Below are 15,191 nucleotides of genomic sequence, written 5' to 3'. Positions count from 1 at the left end.
GGGCTTCCCGGGCGCCGGGGCACGCGCCCCCTGGGTGCGCCCCGGCCCTCGTGCCCCGGCCACGGGAGGCGCCGCCGCTCAGTCCGCCCCGGGTCGGCCGCCGCCCGGGCCGGGACCGTCACTGGGGCCGGGACCGTCACTCGGGCCGGGTCCGCCGCCCGGGCCGGAGGCGGATGCGGGCGGCAGCGCACGGGCCACTTCCCCGGCGCAACCCCAGGCGACGGTCACTCCCGCGCCTCCGTGACCGTAGTTGTGGACCAGCAGCCTGCCGCCCGGCAGCGGCTCCGCCGCCAGGCGCACCCCGCCCGTACGCACCGGGCGCAGGCCCACCCGGTGGCCGAGCACGCGGGCGCGGCCGATCTCGGGCCGGACCCGGGCGCACCGGGCGACGATCGCGGCGGCCGTCCCCGCGTCCGGCGCGGTCCGCCAGTCGTCCTCCTCCGCCGTACCGCCCAGGACCAACCGCCCCGGCTGCGGGAAGAAGTAGGTCGACCCGCTCCCCGGGGTGTCCGGCGCGGTGAACCACTCCTCCACGCCCGGGTTCTCCACCAGCACCAACTGGCCGCGCACCGGTCGCACGGCCCCGTCCGGCACGAGGTCCCGCGCGCCCAGCCCGGCGCAGTTGACCACCACCGGCGCGGGCACCTCCGCCAGGGACCGCACCGTCCTCGTCTCGATCACCCCGCCCGCCGCCTCCAGGCGGGCAGCCAGCCACTCCAGATGGACGGGCATGTCGATCAGCGGCAGCACCGCCGCGAGGCCGCCCGACGGTAGCTGCCGCAGCCCCGGCACCTCGCCGGCCCACGCGCCCAGCGCCCCCCGCTCGGTGCCCGCGTGGACACCCGCCACCAACCGCACGCCGGTGGCTTCCGGAGCGGCGGCGAGCCGCTCGTACACGCGCAGCGACTCCAGCGCCCACGTGCCCACCCGCTTCGCCGGTTCGATGCGGTACGGCCACCAGAGCGCGCCCGCCACCGCCGATGTGGTGCGGCCCGGCGCGTCCCGCGCCCAGACGCGCACGCGACGGCCCCGCTCGGCCAGCGTGACCGCCGTCGTCAGCCCGATGACCCCGCCGCCCACCACGATCACGTCACCGCTCATGCCGGGACGGTAGCGGAGACCCCACGGACGGGAATACACCCGACATGCCTCCCGAGCCCGAGCCCGAGCCCGAGACCGCGCCCGTGCCCGAACACGACGCCGTACGCGACCCCGCCGGTCTTCCCGCCGGCCCCGGCCACCCCGCCGCCGGTCCCGGCCACCCCGCCGCCGGCCCCGGCCACCCCGCCCACGTGTCCTTCGTCCTCGCGCCCGCGACCCGGACCGGTGCCGTCCTCGCCGACGGCGCGTACCAGGCGCACCGCGACTACGTCGACTTCGTCGTCGACGGCCGCTCCCTGCTGCACCGGCTGTCCGACCTCGACGCCGTCTCCCCGCTGGCCTCCGACGTACCGCCCGCCGTCTTCACCGGTCATGTACGCAGCCTGCTGCTGGAGGCCGAACCGCCCCTGCCCGACGGGCGGTACGTCGTCTACGGCTGCCCCGAGTGCGAGAGCCTGGGCTGCGGCGCCGTCACCGCCGTGATCGAGCGGGACGGCGACGACGTCGTCTGGCGCGACTTCGCCTGGCAGACCGACGAGTCCGCCGACCTCGCCCTGAACGGCTACCACGGCATAGGCCCGTTCCGCTTCCGCGCCGCCGAGTACCGCGCCGAGCTGGAGCGCCTGCTCCCCAGCGCCCCCGCCCGCCGCCGCGTCCTGCTCGTCGGCGCCCGGGTCGCCGTCCTCGCCAGGCTGGCCGCCGCGCTGCGCGGCATCGGCGTCGGCGCCGACATCGCCGAGGAGACCACCACCGTGACCGGCGAGGAACTGCGCGCGTACGGGGCGGTGGCCTTCGGCCGGGCGGTGGGGGAGGAGCGGCGCGCGGCCGTGCGGGAGGCGTTCGAGCGGGCCGGCGCGGACGTCGTGTACGTCGAGGGGCTCGCGCCCGTCGTCCCCGTGCTCGTCGCCCAGGTCGAGCAGGCCCTGGACCGTACCCCGCCGGAGCGGCGACGTCTGACCGGCCTGGCCGTCTCCGGCGGCGAGGCGATCGTGGAGGTCACCTCCACGTGCCGGGTCCAGGTCGTCGCGTACCGGCTGGACCGCCTCCACCGCACCCGCGCCCGGGAGCTGTACGACGGCCTGCTGGAACCGGGCACCCACCGCGTCCCGCTGGACGCCCGGACGGCGGCCGGACGCTCCTGCCTCGTGGCCCGCACCTCGGGGGGCGTGCTCGTCGTCCCGGTGGGGCCACCGCCGCACCGGCCGTGACCTAGGATCGACCCCCTGATGACTGCAACCCTCGTCGCCAAGGACCTCGCCGCCGGCCACGGCGAACGCTCCCTCTTCTCCGGTCTGGACCTCGTCGTCGCCCCCGGTGACGTGATCGGCCTCGTCGGCGTCAACGGGGCCGGCAAGTCGACCCTGCTGCGGCTGCTCGCCGGGCTCGACACCCCCGAGGACGGTGAGCTGCGGCTGTCGCCGCCCACCGCCACCGTCGGCCACCTCCCGCAGGAGCCGGAGCGCCGCGAGGGCGAGACCGTGCGCGGCTTCCTCGCCCGCCGCACCGGTGTGGCCGCCGCCCAGACCGCGATGGACGACGCCACCCAGGGCCTGGTCGACGGTGTTCCCGGCGCCGACGACGCGTACGCCACCGCCCTGGAGCGCTGGCTCGGCCTCGGCGGCGCCGACCTCGACGAGCGCGCCGAGGAGGTCGCCGGAACCCTCGGCCTCACCGTCGGGCTCGACCGGCCGATGACCTCCCTGTCCGGCGGCCAGGCCGCCCGCGCGGGGCTCGCCTCCCTGCTGCTGTCCCGCTACGACGTCTTCCTGCTCGACGAGCCGACCAACGACCTCGACCTGGACGGCCTCGAACGACTGGAGCGCTTCGTCCAGGGCCTGCGCGCCGGGACCGTCGTCATCAGCCACGACCGCGAGTTCCTCGCCCGGACCGTCACCAAGGTCCTCGAACTGGACCTGGCCCAGCAGCGGATCCGGCTCTACGGAGGCGGCTACGAGGCGTACCTGGAGGAGCGGGAGACCGCCCGCCGGCACGCCCGCGAGGACTTCGAGGAGTACGCCGACAAGAAGGCCGCCCTCGAAGGCCGCGCCCAGATGCAGCGCTCCTGGATGGACAAGGGCGTCAAGAACGCCCGCCGCAAGGCCGGCGACGACAACGACAAGCTCGGCCGCAAGTTCCGCAGCGAGGCGAGCGAGAAGCAGGCCGCCAAGGCCCGCCAGACCCAGCGCATGATCGAGCGGCTCGACGCCGTCGAGGAGCCCCGCAAGGAGTGGGAGCTGCGGATGGAGATCGCCGCCGCTCCGCGCTCCGGCTCGGTCGTGGCGACCCTGCGCGACGCCGAAGCCGTGCGCGGCGACTTCCGCTTCGGCCCGGCCTCCCTCCAGATCGACTGGGCCGACCGGGTCGCCATCACCGGCGCGAACGGCGCGGGCAAGTCGACCCTGCTGGCCGCCCTGCTCGGCCGCCTCCCGCTGGACGCGGGGCACGCCTCGCTCGGCTCGGGCGTCGTCGTGGGGGAGGTCGACCAGGCGCGCAAGCTGTTCCACGGGCAGGAATCCCTGCTGGACGCGTTCTGCGCGGCCGTACCGGACACCGAGCCGGCCGACGTCCGCACCCTGCTGGCCAAGTTCGGCCTCAAGGCCCAGCACGTCACCCGCTCAGCCACCTCGCTCTCACCGGGTGAGCGCACCCGGGCCGCGCTCGCCCTGCTCCAGGGGCGTGGCGTGAACCTGCTCGTCCTGGACGAGCCGACCAACCACCTGGACCTGCCGGCCATCGAACAGCTCGAGTCCGCCCTCGACTCGTACACCGGAACGCTGCTGCTGGTCACCCACGACCGGCGGATGCTCGACGCGGTGCGCACCACCCGGCGCGTCGAGGTCGCCGGCGGCAAGGTGACCGAGCTGTGAGCGGAGGCCTCACACGCTGCGGGCGGTGATGTCGCCGTAGGCGGTGGTGGCGTGGATGGTCAGGCCGGCGTCGGGGCCGTCGGTGTTGCTGAGCGCGTTGTGGACGCGGCCGTAGGAGGTGCCAGCGTCCAGGGTGGCGGAGGTGCCGCGGGCGGCGCCGACGCTGATGTCGCCGTGCTCGGTGCGCAGGGTGAGGGCGCCGTGGGTGGCCTCGGCGACACTGATGTGGCCCTTGGTGGTGGAGATGTCGGCGGGGCCGCCCAGGCGGCCGACCGTGATGTCGCCGGCCATGAGGGTGAGCGTGGCGTCGGCGGTCTCGTCGAGCGTGACGGTGCCGTGGGCGGCGTCGAGGATGACGGTGCCCAGGCGGCCGACGCCGCGGAACTCGGCGCTGGACGCCGTGGCCCGGACGCGGGAGCCGGCGGGCAGCCGGACGGTGATCTCCACCGCTCCCGAGGGGCCCAGGAGCTGCTTCGTGGCCGTCGGGCCGGTGATCCGCAGGACCCCGTCGGCATGGTCGACCGTGGTCCGCTCCGCGGCCTTGACGTCCCGGCTCCTGGAGGCGTCCGCGGGCAGGATCTCCACCGTGGTGTCGGTCCGGTCGGCGGCGATGAAGCGGATGTGGCCGGCCGGGACGTCCAGGACGGCGGAGACCGGGGCGGGGGTGTCGAACGTCAGCATGATGTTTCTCCTGCAACTCGTGGACTCTTCGTTTCGAACAACAGAAACGCTACGTTGCATTCGAGGTTCCGGCAATGAGTTCGTTGCGTACAAGCAACGTTTGCGCAGTTCAGACGCGTAAAATCGTTGCAACAGGCCAGAAGGTAACGCAACAGAGTGTCGTGCGTCTGTTGCAACGGGGTGCGGGTGAACGCTACAGTGACGCCATCCACGCACAGCCGAAGGAGACCGCGATGCCGGGAGGCAGGCTCACCCAGCAGGAACGTCAGCAGATCGCGCTGGGGCTGGCCGACGGCCTCGCCTACGCGGAGATCGCCCGACGGCTCGACCGCCCGACCTCCACGGTCACCCGTGAGGTGATGCGCAACGGCGGCCCCACCGCCTACCGTGCCGACCTCGCCCACCGCGCCACCGAACAACGCGCCCACCGGCGCAAGCAGACCGCTCCCCGCGCGCCGGCGGCACCCGCGCAGCCCCATGGGCGCGACCCCGAGGCCGTCCGGGCGTACGAGGAGACGTTCACCACCGTCCTCATGGCCTCCGGCATGCCCAAGATGATGTCCCGGGTACTGGCCTGCCTGACCCTCACGGACACCGGCAGCCTCACGGCGTCCGAACTCGCCCAGCGCCTCCAGGTCAGTCCGGCCTCCGTGTCCAAGGCGATCGCGTTCCTGGAGAGCCAGGGCCTCGTCCGCCGGGAACGCGACGAACGCCGCCGCGAGCGTTACGTCGTCGACGACGACATCTGGTACCAGTCGATGATGGCCAGCGCCCGCGCCACCGCCCACCTCGTCGACACCGCGCGCCAGGGCGTCGGCATCCTCGGCCCCGGTACCCCGGCCGCCGTCCGCCTGGAGAACATCGCCCGCTTCGTCGCCTTCGTCTCCGAGAGCATCACCCGCGCCGCGCAGCAGGCCCGCGAGGTCCTCCACGCCGCTGCCACGACACCCCCGGCCACCCGGGACGGCATCACCGACCCGGACCCCGGGGGCGCGTGACCGCCGCCGGGCGCCCACCCGGGCTTCGGCGCCGGGCCGTCACGCCGCACCGCCCGGCCCGGTGACCGCCGCACCCCTCTCAGGAGCCGGACCGGTCACCGGGCCGAACGCACGCCGCCGGGCCTCACCGGCGCTGGGGCCTCGGCGGCCCCAGCGCCTCACCGGCCACGGGGCCTCGGCGGCCCCAGCGCCTCACCGGCCACGGGGCCTCGGCGGCCCCGGCGCCTCACCGGCCACGAGTACCCAGCCGTCACAGCGCCTGAGCGTTACAGCGCCCCGGCCGCCCCAGCCGCCACACCGCCTCAGCGGCCGCCGCGGCCGCTCCGGCCGGAAGCGCCGGAACCGGGGCCGCCGGAGCCGCCGCCCAGGAGGCCCGCCTTCCGCAGCGCGTCCGCCATGGCGCTGTTGCCGGGAGCGGGCGCGGAGCCCTGTGACGGGCGGCCGCCGCCCTTCGCCGCCCCGGCACCGCGCCGGTCCCCACCGCCACCGCCACCGCCACCGCCGCCCTGCCGCTGCTGCGGCGGCCGCCCGCCCCGCTCGCGCTTCGGCGCGCCGGAGCCGGAGGCCGCGTCGGCGGGGGCGTCGTCCAGCCGGAGGGTCAGCGAGATCCGCTTGCGCGGGACGTCGACGTCCAGCACCTTCACCTTCACCACGTCGCTCGGCTTCACCACCTCGCGCGGGTCCTTGACGTAGGTGCGCGACATCGCCGACACGTGGACGAGTCCGTCCTGGTGGACGCCGACGTCCACGAAGGCGCCGAAGGCGGCCACGTTCGTGACCACGCCCTCCAGCACCATGCCCTGCTCCAGGTCGCCGATCTTCTCGACGCCCTCCTTGAAGGTGGCCGTCCGGAACGCCGGACGCGGGTCGCGGCCCGGCTTCTCCAGCTCGCGCAGGATGTCGGTCACGGTCGGCAGGCCGAACGTCCCGTCCACGAAGTCGTCCGGGCGCAGCGACCGCAGGACCGAGGTGTTCCCGATCAGTGAAGCGACCTCACCGCCCGTCGTCTTCACCATCCGCCGCACCACCGGGTACGCCTCGGGGTGCACGCTGGAGGCGTCCAGCGGGTCGTCACCGCCCCGGATCCGCAGGAAGCCCGCACACTGCTCGTACGCCTTCGGGCCGAGGCGCGGCACCTCCTTGAGCGCCTTGCGCGACCGGAACGGGCCGTTGGCGTCCCGGTGCGCCACGATGTTCTCGGCGAGGCCCGCCCCGATGCCGGACACACGCGAAAGCAGCGGCGCGGACGCGGTGTTGACGTCGACACCGACACCGTTCACACAGTCCTCGACCACCGCGTCCAGCGACCGCGACAGCTTCACCTCGGACAGGTCGTGCTGGTACTGGCCGACGCCGATCGACTTGGGGTCGATCTTCACGAGCTCGGCCAGCGGGTCCTGGAGGCGGCGCGCGATCGAGACGGCGCCGCGCAGCGACACGTCCAGCTCCGGCAGTTCCTGGGAGGCGAACGCGGACGCCGAGTACACCGACGCGCCCGCCTCCGACACCATCACCTTGGTGAGCTCCAGCTCCGGGTGCCGGGCGATCAGGTCGGCGGCCAGCCTGTCCGTCTCGCGCGAGGCCGTGCCGTTGCCGATGGCGACCAGTTCGACGGCGTGCTCGCGGCACAGCCGCGCCAGGGTCGCCAGCGACTGGTCCCACTTGTTGGCCGGGACGTGCGGGTGGATCGTGTCGGTGGCGACGACCTTGCCGGTCGCGTCCACGACCGCCACCTTCACCCCGGTACGGAAACCGGGGTCCAGCCCGAGCGTCGCGCGCGTCCCGGCGGGCGCCGCGAGCAGCAGGTCGCGCAGGTTCGCGGCGAAGACCCGTACCGCCTCGTCCTCCGCCGCCGTGCGCAGCCGCAGCCGCAGGTCGATCCCGAGGTGGACGAGGATCCGGGTGCGCCACGCCCACCGGACGGTGTCGGCCAGCCACTTGTCGCCGGGCCGCCCGCGCTGCGCGATCCCGAACCGGGAGGCGGCGATCGCCTCGTACGAGGACGGCCCCTCCGCCGGCGGCTCCTCCGGCTCCAGGGTCAGGTCGAGGACCTCCTCCTTCTCGCCGCGCAGCATCGCCAGCACCCGGTGCGAGGGCAGGGCGGTGAACGGTTCGGCGAAGTCGAAGTAGTCGGCGAACTTGGCGCCCGCCTCCTGCTTGCCGTCCCGCACCTTCGCGGCCAGCCGCCCGCGCGTCCACATGCGTTCGCGCAGCTCGCCGATGAGGTCGGCGTCCTCGGAGAACCGCTCGGTCAGGATCGCCCGGGCGCCGTCGAGGGCGGCCTGCGGATCGGCCACCCCCTTGTCCGCGTCCACGAACGCGGCGGCCGCGGCGAGCGGGTCCACCGACGGGTCGCCGAGCAGCCCGTCGGCCAGCGGTTCGAGTCCGGCCTCGCGGGCGATCTGGGCCTTGGTTCGCCGCTTGGGCTTGAACGGCAGGTAGATGTCCTCCAGCCGCGCCTTGGTGTCGGCGCCGAGGATCCGCTCCCGCAGCTCGTCGGTGAGCTTGCCCTGCTCGCGTACGGAGTCGAGGACGGCGGCCCGCCGGTCCTCCAGCTCCCGCAGGTAGCGCAGCCGCTCCTCGAGCGTGCGCAGCTGCGCGTCGTCGAGCATCTCGGTCGCTTCCTTGCGGTAGCGCGCGATGAACGGCACGGTCGACCCGCCGTCGAGCAGCTCGACGGCCGCCTTCACCTGCCGCTCGCGTACGCCGAGCTCCTCGGCGATCCTGCCTTCGATGGACGTCGTCACGGTGTCCCGACTCGCCTTCTCGTGCCTGCCAGCTTGAGGTTGCATTCTGCCGGGTCACCGTGGGACGTGTCCGTCTGCCCCGTCGTCAGGCGCGGCGCGCCCGGCCCCCGCCGTGCGAGGCGCCGCCGAAGAGCCGTGCCAGCAGCCGGAACGGCAGGGTGACGACGGTGGCGACGGCCGAGCCGATCATGCGGAAGAAGTCGGCGATGGTACGCAAGGGGAACCTCCGTGTGCTGTCGGTTGCGCTGTGCGGGTTGCCGCCGCGCCCCCGCCGAAACGTCCGTGCCCCCGGGCCGTGCCGCCGGTGGCCCCCCGGCGACCACCGGCGGCCCCCCGCCGCCGGCGGCCGCCCGGCGGCCGGCCCCCGGGTGTCCGTCCCGCCGCGGGTCCTCAGCCCTTGCCGGCCAGGTCCTGCGGGAACGCGCCCGCCGCCACGGCGGCCATCAGGAAGCCGCGCCCCAGCTCGGTGAGCCGCTCGACGCCCGCCGCGCCGAGGTGCTCGTAGGGGGCCGCGTCCAGGCGGTCGGTGTGCTCCTCCAGCTCGGCGCGCAGGGCGGAGCCCGCGTCCGTCAGCTCGCCCCGCCCGTCCAGCAGACCGCGCCCGCGCAGCCGCCCGGCCGCCGCGTCCCAGTCGGCGCGCCGCCAGCCACGGGTGGCGAGGATCCAGCGGGGCGCCATGCCCTTGCCGGTCGCCGTGTGGCTGACGAGGGCCTCCAGCGGGTCGAGCCCGGCGGACAGCAGCGCGACCAGGTGTCCGTCGCCCCGGTGCTCGCGCAGCAGGGTCGCCGCGTGCCAGTAGGCGAGGTGCGGCTCCTCGGGCACCGGCAGGTCGGCGTGTGCGGCGTAGAGCGGGCGGGCGTGCCGGGTGCAGGCCTCGGCGGCGCGGAGGGCGAGCCGGGCCGCCTCCGCCATCTCGTCGGACGCGACCGCCGCGTCGCCCAGTAGCCGCCGCAGCGTGGTGTCGGCCGCGCGCCAGCGGGCCGCCAGGACGGCTTCGGGGGAAGCGGTGTCCCACACGGCCGGCAGGTGCCGGGCGACGAGCTCGTGGTTGAAGTTGTAGAAGGACGCCGTGACGGCCCCCGGCCCGACCGCCCCCATGGCGGCGGCGCGGCCCGCGAAGTAGGCGGCGTCGGAGTCGGTGACGCCGAGCGCGGCCAGCTCCTGCGTGAAGTCCGGCGAGAAGTAGACGGTCGAGTGCAGCGGGTTCAGGGCGTTGTGGCAGCGGCGGCCGGCGCGCGGCGGCAGAGTCGTCGTCATGCCCGAAGGCTACCGACTGGTTGGTACGTCGTCCGGGGGAGGGGTCTCGGTCCCTCGCCCGGGGGGCGGGGCCGCGGATGGCAGGAAAGGCGGGGTCCTCGTCATTGCGGCCATCCGCCGCGGCCCCAAGGATGGAGGACATGACGCAACGACCCGTACTCGTCGTCCTCTTCGACGGCGTGCAGAGCCTGGACGTCACCGGACCGGTGGAGGTGTTCGCCGGGGCGGACCACCTCAGCGGCGGTCCCGCCCCGTACCCGATCCGCACCGCCTCGCTCGACGGGCGGCCCGTGCGCACCCCGAGCGGCCTGCGGCTGGCCGCCGACGGCGCGCTGGCCGACGCGGCCCTGCCGCACACCCTGCTGGTCCCCGGGGGCGAGGGCACCCGCGACCCCGATCCCCGGCTGGTCGCGTGGCTGCGCGAGCACGCCCCGCGCGTCGAACGCCTGGTCTCGGTCTGCACCGGCGCCGTCCTCCTCGCCGCGGCCGGCCTGCTGGACGGCCACCGGGTCACCACCCACTGGGCGTTCTGCGACCACCTCGCCCGCCACCATCCCGAGGTACGGGTCGACCCGGACCCGATCTTCGTCAGGGACGGCAGGCTCGCCACCTCCGCCGGGGTCACCGCGGGCATCGACCTCGCCCTCGCCCTGGTGGAGGAGGACCTCGGCCGTGACGCCGCGCTCACCATCGCCCGGCACCTCGTGGTCTTCCTCCGCCGGCCCGGCAACCAGGCGCAGTTCAGCGCCCAGCTCGCCGCCCAGACCGCCTCGCGCCGACCGCTGCGCGAGGTGCAGCAGTTCATCACCGAGCACCCCGGGGCCGATCTGAGCGTCGACGCCCTGGCCACCCGCGCCCGGCTCTCGCCGCGGCACTTCGCCCGCGCCTTCCGGGCGGAGACGGGCACCACGCCCGGCCGTTACGTCGAGCGGGTCCGCCTCGAACACGCCCGCCGCCTGCTGGAGGACACCGGGGGCGGGGTCCACGAGGTCGCCCGCGCGTGCGGGTACGGCACGCCGGAGGCGATGCGCCGGGCGTTCGCCAAGGCCCTCGGCACCTCGCCCGCCGACTACCGCCGGCGCTTCCACGCCCCCCTCCCCGGCCGCTGACGCCCACCCCCGGCCCGCGCGGCGGCCGGGCACGCGCCCCGATCCATCCATCCACCCACCCGCACCGCCGGGCGGGCGGCCCTGCCCGCCCGCCCGCGACCGGTCATGCCCACCCACCGACGGAAGGACACCGCCACCATGCGGATCGCGATCCTGCTCTACCCCGGCTTCACCACCCTCGACGCCGTGGGCCCCTTCGAGATCATCAGCCGGCTGCCCGGCGCCGAGACCGTGTTCGTCGCCAAGGAGGCCGGACCCGTCCGCAACGACCAGGGCAACCTCGCCCTCGTCGCCGACCGCGCCCTCGCCGAGGTGCCCCGGCCCGACATCGTCGTCGTCCCCGGCACCGGCGACTGGGGCCCGGTGACCCGGGACCGGGAGACCCTCGACTGGCTCCGCACGGCGGACGCCACCAGCACCTGGACCACGTCCGTGTGCACCGGCTCACTCATCCTGGCCGCCGCCGGCCTTCTGAAGGGCCGCCGCGCCACCAGTCACTGGCTCGCCCTCGGCGAGCTCGAGAAGCACGGGGCCGACCCGACGGGGGAGCGGGTCGTCTTCGACGGCAAGTACGTCACGGCCGCCGGCGTCTCGGCCGGCATCGACATGGGCCTGCACCTGGTCGGCCGGATCGCCGGCGACCGGCACGCCCGGATCGTCCAGCTCCTCACCGAGTACGACCCCCAGCCGCCGTACGACGCCGGTTCCCCGGACAAGGCCCCGGCCGAAATCGTCGCATTCTGGCGCGCCGAGACGGCGGGAAGGCCGGTGACCTCCCCGGCGGGGGCGGCCGGGGACGTCACCCCCCGTAGGTGAAGCGCGGTGCCCGCCGTTCCAGGAAGGCGGCGATGCCCTCGGCGGTGTCGCCGCTGCCGCGCGCCTGCTCCGTCCAGTGCGCGTCCCGGTCGGTCCGGCCCGCCGCGAACTCCTTGGCCGCCGACTGCGTCAGCAGCGAGCGGGAGACCAGCACCCGGGTGAACTCCGCGACCCGCCGCCCCAGTTCGCCCGCCGGCAGGACCTCGTCCACCAGCCCGGTGCGCAACGCCCGCCCGCTGTCGATCAGCTCGCCGGAGTAGAGCAGGTACTTCGCGGCCGACGGGCCCACCAGCGACACCAGCCGCCGGGTGGAGGACGACGGGTAGACGATGCCGAGCTTCGCCGGGGTGATGCCGAACCGGGCGCCCTCCTCGGCGAACCGCAGGTCGCAGGCGGCGGCGAGCTGGCTGCCGCCCCCCACGCAGTAGCCGCGCACGGCGGCCAGCGTCGGCTTGGGGAAGGCGGCCAGCGCCTCCTCGGCGCGCACGGCGAGGGACTGCTGTTCGTCGCCCGGCTCGCGCAGCGTCGCGATGTCGGCCCCCGCGCAGAACGTGTTCCCCGCGCCGGTCAGCACCAGGGCCCGTACGCTCCGGTCGGCGGCCAGCGAGGCGAGCAGCCCGGGCAGCGCGCGCCACATACCGGCCGTCATGGCGTTGCGCTTGGCGGGGTTGCTGATGACGACGGTGGCGACACCGTCCGCGACGGACTGCTCAAGCTGCGGCTGCTCCATGCGCCGGATGCTATCCGGCGGGGTGGGAGGACCGATCAAGAAGGGGCCGTAACGGTCGAACTCAGGGGCCTGCCGTAAGTATCCGGTCGGAACCCGTCGAATAGCTGTTGACTTCTGGTCAGTAGGCCTGACGGCTGCCTCGCGGTACCAACACTCGAGACGTGGCGAAAATCGAGCACGAGGGTGGAAACCGGACCATCGAGAGCCGCGGGAGCGTCCCGGCCGGGCCTCCCTCGTACGAAGGGGTCTGGCGGTTCACGGCTCCCGCCGTCGACGTCTCCGTACCGCAGGCCAGGCGTGCCGTCCGGGATCTGCTGAAACGTCAAGGCGTGCCGATGGGCGAGGACGTGACGCACGCCGTCCTGCTGATCGTGTCCGAACTGGTGACCAACGCCGTGCGGCACGCGGCCCTGCTGTCGCCCGAGCTCGCGGTCGAGATCGCGATCGGCGCCGAGTGGATCCGGGTGTCCGTGGAGGACAACCACCCGTACCGCCCCAAGGCGCTGGAGGCCGACTGCGGCCGTACGGGAGGGCGCGGCCTGCTGCTGGTGAGGGAGGTGACCAAGGAGGCCGGCGGGGAGTGCGACGTCGAGCACACCGCGACCGGCGGCAAGATCATCTGGGCGGCGCTGCCCCTGGGCCCCGCGGCGGCTCCCGCTCCCGCCGTGCCCGTCCCCTCCGTCGTACCGCTCGCGACCGCCGTCCCGTCCGGCCTCCCGGGGCCCGGAGGGCCGGACGGGAGACCGGACGAGAGACCCGGCGGGCCGGGGGTCACCAGCCCCCGGTCTCCCCTGTCAGCTCCTTGATCGCCGGACGCGCCGCGTCCAGGACCGTCATGAACCAGGCGGAGAACGGGTTCGAGGCGTGCCGCTCGGTCAGCTCACGCGCTGTCACGAACGCCGTCTCCTCCACCTCCGAGGGGTCCGGCCGCAGCGGGGCCTGCACCATCCCCACGAAGAGGTGGTTGTACTCCTGCTCCACCAGCCCGGACGCCGGGTCCGGGTGGTTGTACCGGACGGTGCCCGCCTCGGCGAGCAGCGACGGCGAGACCCCCAGCTCCTCATGGACCCGCCGCGCGGCCGCCGCGAACGGCGCCTCGCCCGGATAGGGGTGCCCGCAGCACGTGTTCGACCAGACACCGGGGGAGTGGTACTTCCCCAGCGCCCGGCGCTGGAGCAGCAGCCGCCCCTCCTCGTCGAAGAGGAACACCGAGAACGCCCGGTGCAGTTGCCCGGGCGCCTGATGGGCGGCCAGCTTCTCCGCGGTGCCGATGGTGGTGCCGTTCTCGTCGACCAGTTCGAGCATGATCGACGGCGCGGTCCCGTTCGACGAGCTGTTCGCCGCGGTGGCTGGTGTGGTCGGCATAACCATCCTTCGCTTCGGTTCTCGGCCCTGTGGGGCAACGTTCAGTCTGCCGTACAAAAGCCGCTTGTCGGCACACGACGACCCGCACCCGTCATGTCGGGTCAGACGCCGAACGCCGGTGGGTAGTGGATCGTGCCCACCGGCACTCGCCCGGAACCTTCCAGGTCGAGGGCCATCATCGCCTCGTCCGGCACCTCGAAGGAGGGTTCGATCCCGTACCGCGAGGCCGGCACGAAACCGAACCTCGGGTAGTACTCCGGATGACCGAGCACCAGGACCAGCCGCTCGCCGCCGCGCCGCGCCGCGTCCAGCACCGCCCGCACCACCGCCTGCCCGGCGCCCCGCCGCTGGTACCCGGGCGCGACCGAGACCGGCGCCAGCGCGGCGGCCGGGGCGTCCCCGACCCGGCACCGGGTGACCAGCGCGTGGGCCGCGACCGTGCCGTCCGGCGCCTCGGCGACGTACGACAGGCCCGGCAGCCACGCGGTCGGGTCCCGGCGCAGCCGGTCGACCAGCCGGGCCTCCTCGTCCGACCCGAACGCGGCCCCGACGACCGCCCGTACGGCGGCGGTGTCCGCCTCCGTCTCCGGCCGGGTGCGCCACCGGGGGTCGGCCGGCCGCAGCACGTACCCGGTGTAGCCGTACTCGGTCCCGTGCTCGCGGCGCACCGCGATCTCCGCCCGGGTCGCGGCCAGGGCCTCCGCCATCCCGGGTGCGGCGGGGTCGGCCGCGTCGGCCCGTTCGCCGAGCGGACCGTAGTACGCGTCCCAGTCGCTCTCGGGCTGGGGGTACGTCCCGACGACGTGGTAGCCGGCGTCGACGGCCGCCCGGGTGTTGGCCGCGGTGGTGCGCAGCGCGTAGTGCCGGTCCCAGAAGGCCCGTGCCGCCGGGCTCGGGTCGTCGGTGGTCCACTCGCACTCGGTGACGACCAGCGTCCCGCCGGGGGCGAGGAGCCGGCGCCAGGAGCGCAGCGCCCGGTCGAAGCCGATCGAGTACGCCGAGCTCTCCGCCCACACCAGGTCGAACGACCCGTCGGGGTGGGGGAGCCGGCCCATGTCGGCGTTGAGGGTGCGGACGGCGTCACCGAGCCCGCGGGCGCCGGCGGCGGCCCGCAGCTCGGCCAGGAACGGCTCGTGCAGGTCGACGGCCGTCACGTCCGCCCCGGCCTCGGCGGCCAGCAGCAGCGCGGACCGGCCGGGGCCGCAGCCCAGGTCGAGCACGCGCGGCCGCCGCGGCCGCGGACCGGCGAGGGACGCCAGGGCGAGGAGCCGGCGGGTGGTGTCGTCGGAACCGGGGCCCTGCCGCGGAAGGCCGTGGTGCAGGGCGAAGAAAGCGTCGTACAGGTCGTTGTCGGACAACGTGGGAAACCCTTGTGGTGTGGGCGGGTTCCGGCCGACGCGTACGAAGAGGTCAGCCGAGAACCCGGCAGCCGAAGTCGATGCTGGACCGGGTGCCGCACGGGGCGGCCGTCACCGCGACGGTCATCGACCTCAGCTCCTCTCACCGCTGCCCGCGCCGTC

Annotated in this window: 13 protein-coding genes and 1 pseudogene; 6 read left to right on the top strand and 8 right to left on the bottom strand. The window is 74.9% G+C overall.

The features are described 5' to 3' along the window. Positions 1–78 precede the first annotated feature (78 nt). The gene (locus ACF068_RS11010; protein WP_392273903.1) at positions 79–1,101 is read right to left on the bottom strand and encodes an FAD-dependent oxidoreductase; all 1,023 of its coding nucleotides are present in this window, start codon (positions 1,099–1,101) and stop codon (positions 79–81) included. Positions 1,102–1,145: 44 nt separating this feature from the next. Between ACF068_RS11010 and ACF068_RS11005 the strand changes: the two genes are divergently transcribed. Both ACF068_RS11005 and ACF068_RS11000 read left to right on the top strand, forming a co-directional pair. Further along, the gene (locus tag ACF068_RS11005) at positions 1,146–2,309 is read left to right on the top strand and encodes an oxidoreductase (RefSeq protein ID WP_392273902.1); all 1,164 of its coding nucleotides are present in this window, start codon (positions 1,146–1,148) and stop codon (positions 2,307–2,309) included. 18 nt (positions 2,310–2,327) lie between these two features. Then, entirely contained in the window at positions 2,328–3,968 is a 1,641-nt protein-coding gene (locus ACF068_RS11000; protein ID WP_392273901.1) for an ABC-F family ATP-binding cassette domain-containing protein, read from the top strand. Positions 3,969–3,977: 9 nt separating this feature from the next. Here the strand turns inward: ACF068_RS11000 and ACF068_RS10995 are convergent, their stop codons facing one another. Next, entirely contained in the window at positions 3,978–4,649 is a 672-nt protein-coding gene (locus tag ACF068_RS10995; protein WP_392273900.1) for a DUF4097 family beta strand repeat-containing protein, read from the bottom strand. Positions 4,650–4,882: 233 nt separating this feature from the next. On the opposite strand from ACF068_RS10995, the gene ACF068_RS10990 reads away from it, so the two are divergent. Beyond that, positions 4,883–5,647, top strand: coding sequence for a helix-turn-helix domain-containing protein (locus ACF068_RS10990; RefSeq protein WP_392273899.1), 765 nt, complete (start codon positions 4,883–4,885; stop codon positions 5,645–5,647). A gap of 302 nt (positions 5,648–5,949) precedes the next feature. On the opposite strand, the gene ACF068_RS10985 is transcribed toward ACF068_RS10990, so the two are convergent. The 3 genes from ACF068_RS10985 to ACF068_RS10975 all read right to left on the bottom strand — a co-directional run bounded on the left by ACF068_RS10985 (position 5,950) and on the right by ACF068_RS10975 (position 9,651). After that, positions 5,950–8,394, bottom strand: coding sequence for a Tex family protein (locus tag ACF068_RS10985; RefSeq protein WP_392273898.1), 2,445 nt, complete (start codon positions 8,392–8,394; stop codon positions 5,950–5,952). Positions 8,395–8,479: 85 nt separating this feature from the next. Next, positions 8,480–8,611, bottom strand: coding sequence for an LPFR motif small protein (locus ACF068_RS10980; RefSeq protein ID WP_344362847.1), 132 nt, complete (start codon positions 8,609–8,611; stop codon positions 8,480–8,482). 173 nt (positions 8,612–8,784) lie between these two features. Next, the gene (locus ACF068_RS10975; protein WP_392273897.1) at positions 8,785–9,651 is read right to left on the bottom strand and encodes a hypothetical protein; all 867 of its coding nucleotides are present in this window, start codon (positions 9,649–9,651) and stop codon (positions 8,785–8,787) included. A gap of 140 nt (positions 9,652–9,791) precedes the next feature. Here ACF068_RS10975 and ACF068_RS10970 point away from each other — a divergent pair, with 140 nt between their 5' ends. Together ACF068_RS10970 and ACF068_RS10965 are read left to right on the top strand one after the other, a co-directional pair. Then, complete coding sequence (locus ACF068_RS10970) at positions 9,792–10,760, top strand: GlxA family transcriptional regulator (protein WP_392273896.1); 969 nt, start codon at positions 9,792–9,794, stop codon at positions 10,758–10,760. A gap of 138 nt (positions 10,761–10,898) precedes the next feature. Further along, complete coding sequence (locus ACF068_RS10965) at positions 10,899–11,576, top strand: DJ-1/PfpI family protein (RefSeq protein WP_392273895.1); 678 nt, start codon at positions 10,899–10,901, stop codon at positions 11,574–11,576. Here ACF068_RS10965 and ACF068_RS10960 read toward each other — a convergent pair. Then, entirely contained in the window at positions 11,560–12,306 is a 747-nt protein-coding gene (locus ACF068_RS10960; RefSeq protein ID WP_392273894.1) for an enoyl-CoA hydratase/isomerase family protein, read from the bottom strand. The genes ACF068_RS10965 and ACF068_RS10960 overlap by 17 nt on opposite strands. 197 nt (positions 12,307–12,503) lie before the next feature. On the opposite strand from ACF068_RS10960, the pseudogene ACF068_RS10955 reads away from it, so the two are divergent. After that, positions 12,504–12,956, top strand: a pseudogene (locus ACF068_RS10955) (ATP-binding protein); the annotation flags it as partial. 121 nt (positions 12,957–13,077) lie between these two features. Here the strand turns inward: ACF068_RS10955 and idi are convergent. Then, positions 13,078–13,671, bottom strand: coding sequence for an isopentenyl-diphosphate Delta-isomerase (gene idi / locus ACF068_RS10950; RefSeq protein ID WP_392273893.1), 594 nt, complete (start codon positions 13,669–13,671; stop codon positions 13,078–13,080). Between the two features lie 101 nt (positions 13,672–13,772). Continuing rightward, positions 13,773–15,029 (bottom strand): GNAT family N-acetyltransferase, encoded by a 1,257-nt coding sequence (locus tag ACF068_RS10945; protein ID WP_392273892.1) that lies wholly within the window; start codon positions 15,027–15,029, stop codon positions 13,773–13,775. Positions 15,030–15,191: the final 162 nt, after the last annotated feature.

Origin of the sequence: Streptomyces sp. NPDC016309 (assembly GCF_043077235.1) — a bacterium.
In the GTDB taxonomy this organism is placed as follows: Bacteria; Actinomycetota; Actinomycetes; order Streptomycetales; family Streptomycetaceae; genus Streptomyces.
The sequence above is the reverse complement of the archived record's forward strand: the minus strand, read 5'-3'. Positions and strand labels throughout refer to the sequence as shown.

Excerpts from the sequence above, each read along its gene's own strand:
- ACF068_RS10990 (WP_392273899.1), top strand. The coding sequence starts at position 4,883 with ATGCCGGGAGGCAGGCTCACCCAGCAGGAACGTCAGCAGATCGCGCTG.
- ACF068_RS11000 (WP_392273901.1), top strand. The coding sequence starts at position 2,328 with ATGACTGCAACCCTCGTCGCCAAGGACCTCGCCGCCGGCCACGGCGAA.
- ACF068_RS10995 (WP_392273900.1), bottom strand. The coding sequence starts at position 4,649 with ATGCTGACGTTCGACACCCCCGCCCCGGTCTCCGCCGTCCTGGACGTC.
- ACF068_RS10960 (WP_392273894.1), bottom strand. The coding sequence starts at position 12,306 with ATGGAGCAGCCGCAGCTTGAGCAGTCCGTCGCGGACGGTGTCGCCACC.
- ACF068_RS10975 (WP_392273897.1), bottom strand. The coding sequence starts at position 9,651 with ATGACGACGACTCTGCCGCCGCGCGCCGGCCGCCGCTGCCACAACGCC.
- ACF068_RS11010 (WP_392273903.1), bottom strand. The coding sequence starts at position 1,101 with ATGAGCGGTGACGTGATCGTGGTGGGCGGCGGGGTCATCGGGCTGACG.
- ACF068_RS10970 (WP_392273896.1), top strand. The coding sequence starts at position 9,792 with ATGACGCAACGACCCGTACTCGTCGTCCTCTTCGACGGCGTGCAGAGC.
- ACF068_RS11005 (WP_392273902.1), top strand. The coding sequence starts at position 1,146 with ATGCCTCCCGAGCCCGAGCCCGAGCCCGAGACCGCGCCCGTGCCCGAA.
- idi (WP_392273893.1), bottom strand. The coding sequence starts at position 13,671 with ATGCCGACCACACCAGCCACCGCGGCGAACAGCTCGTCGAACGGGACC.
- ACF068_RS10965 (WP_392273895.1), top strand. The coding sequence starts at position 10,899 with ATGCGGATCGCGATCCTGCTCTACCCCGGCTTCACCACCCTCGACGCC.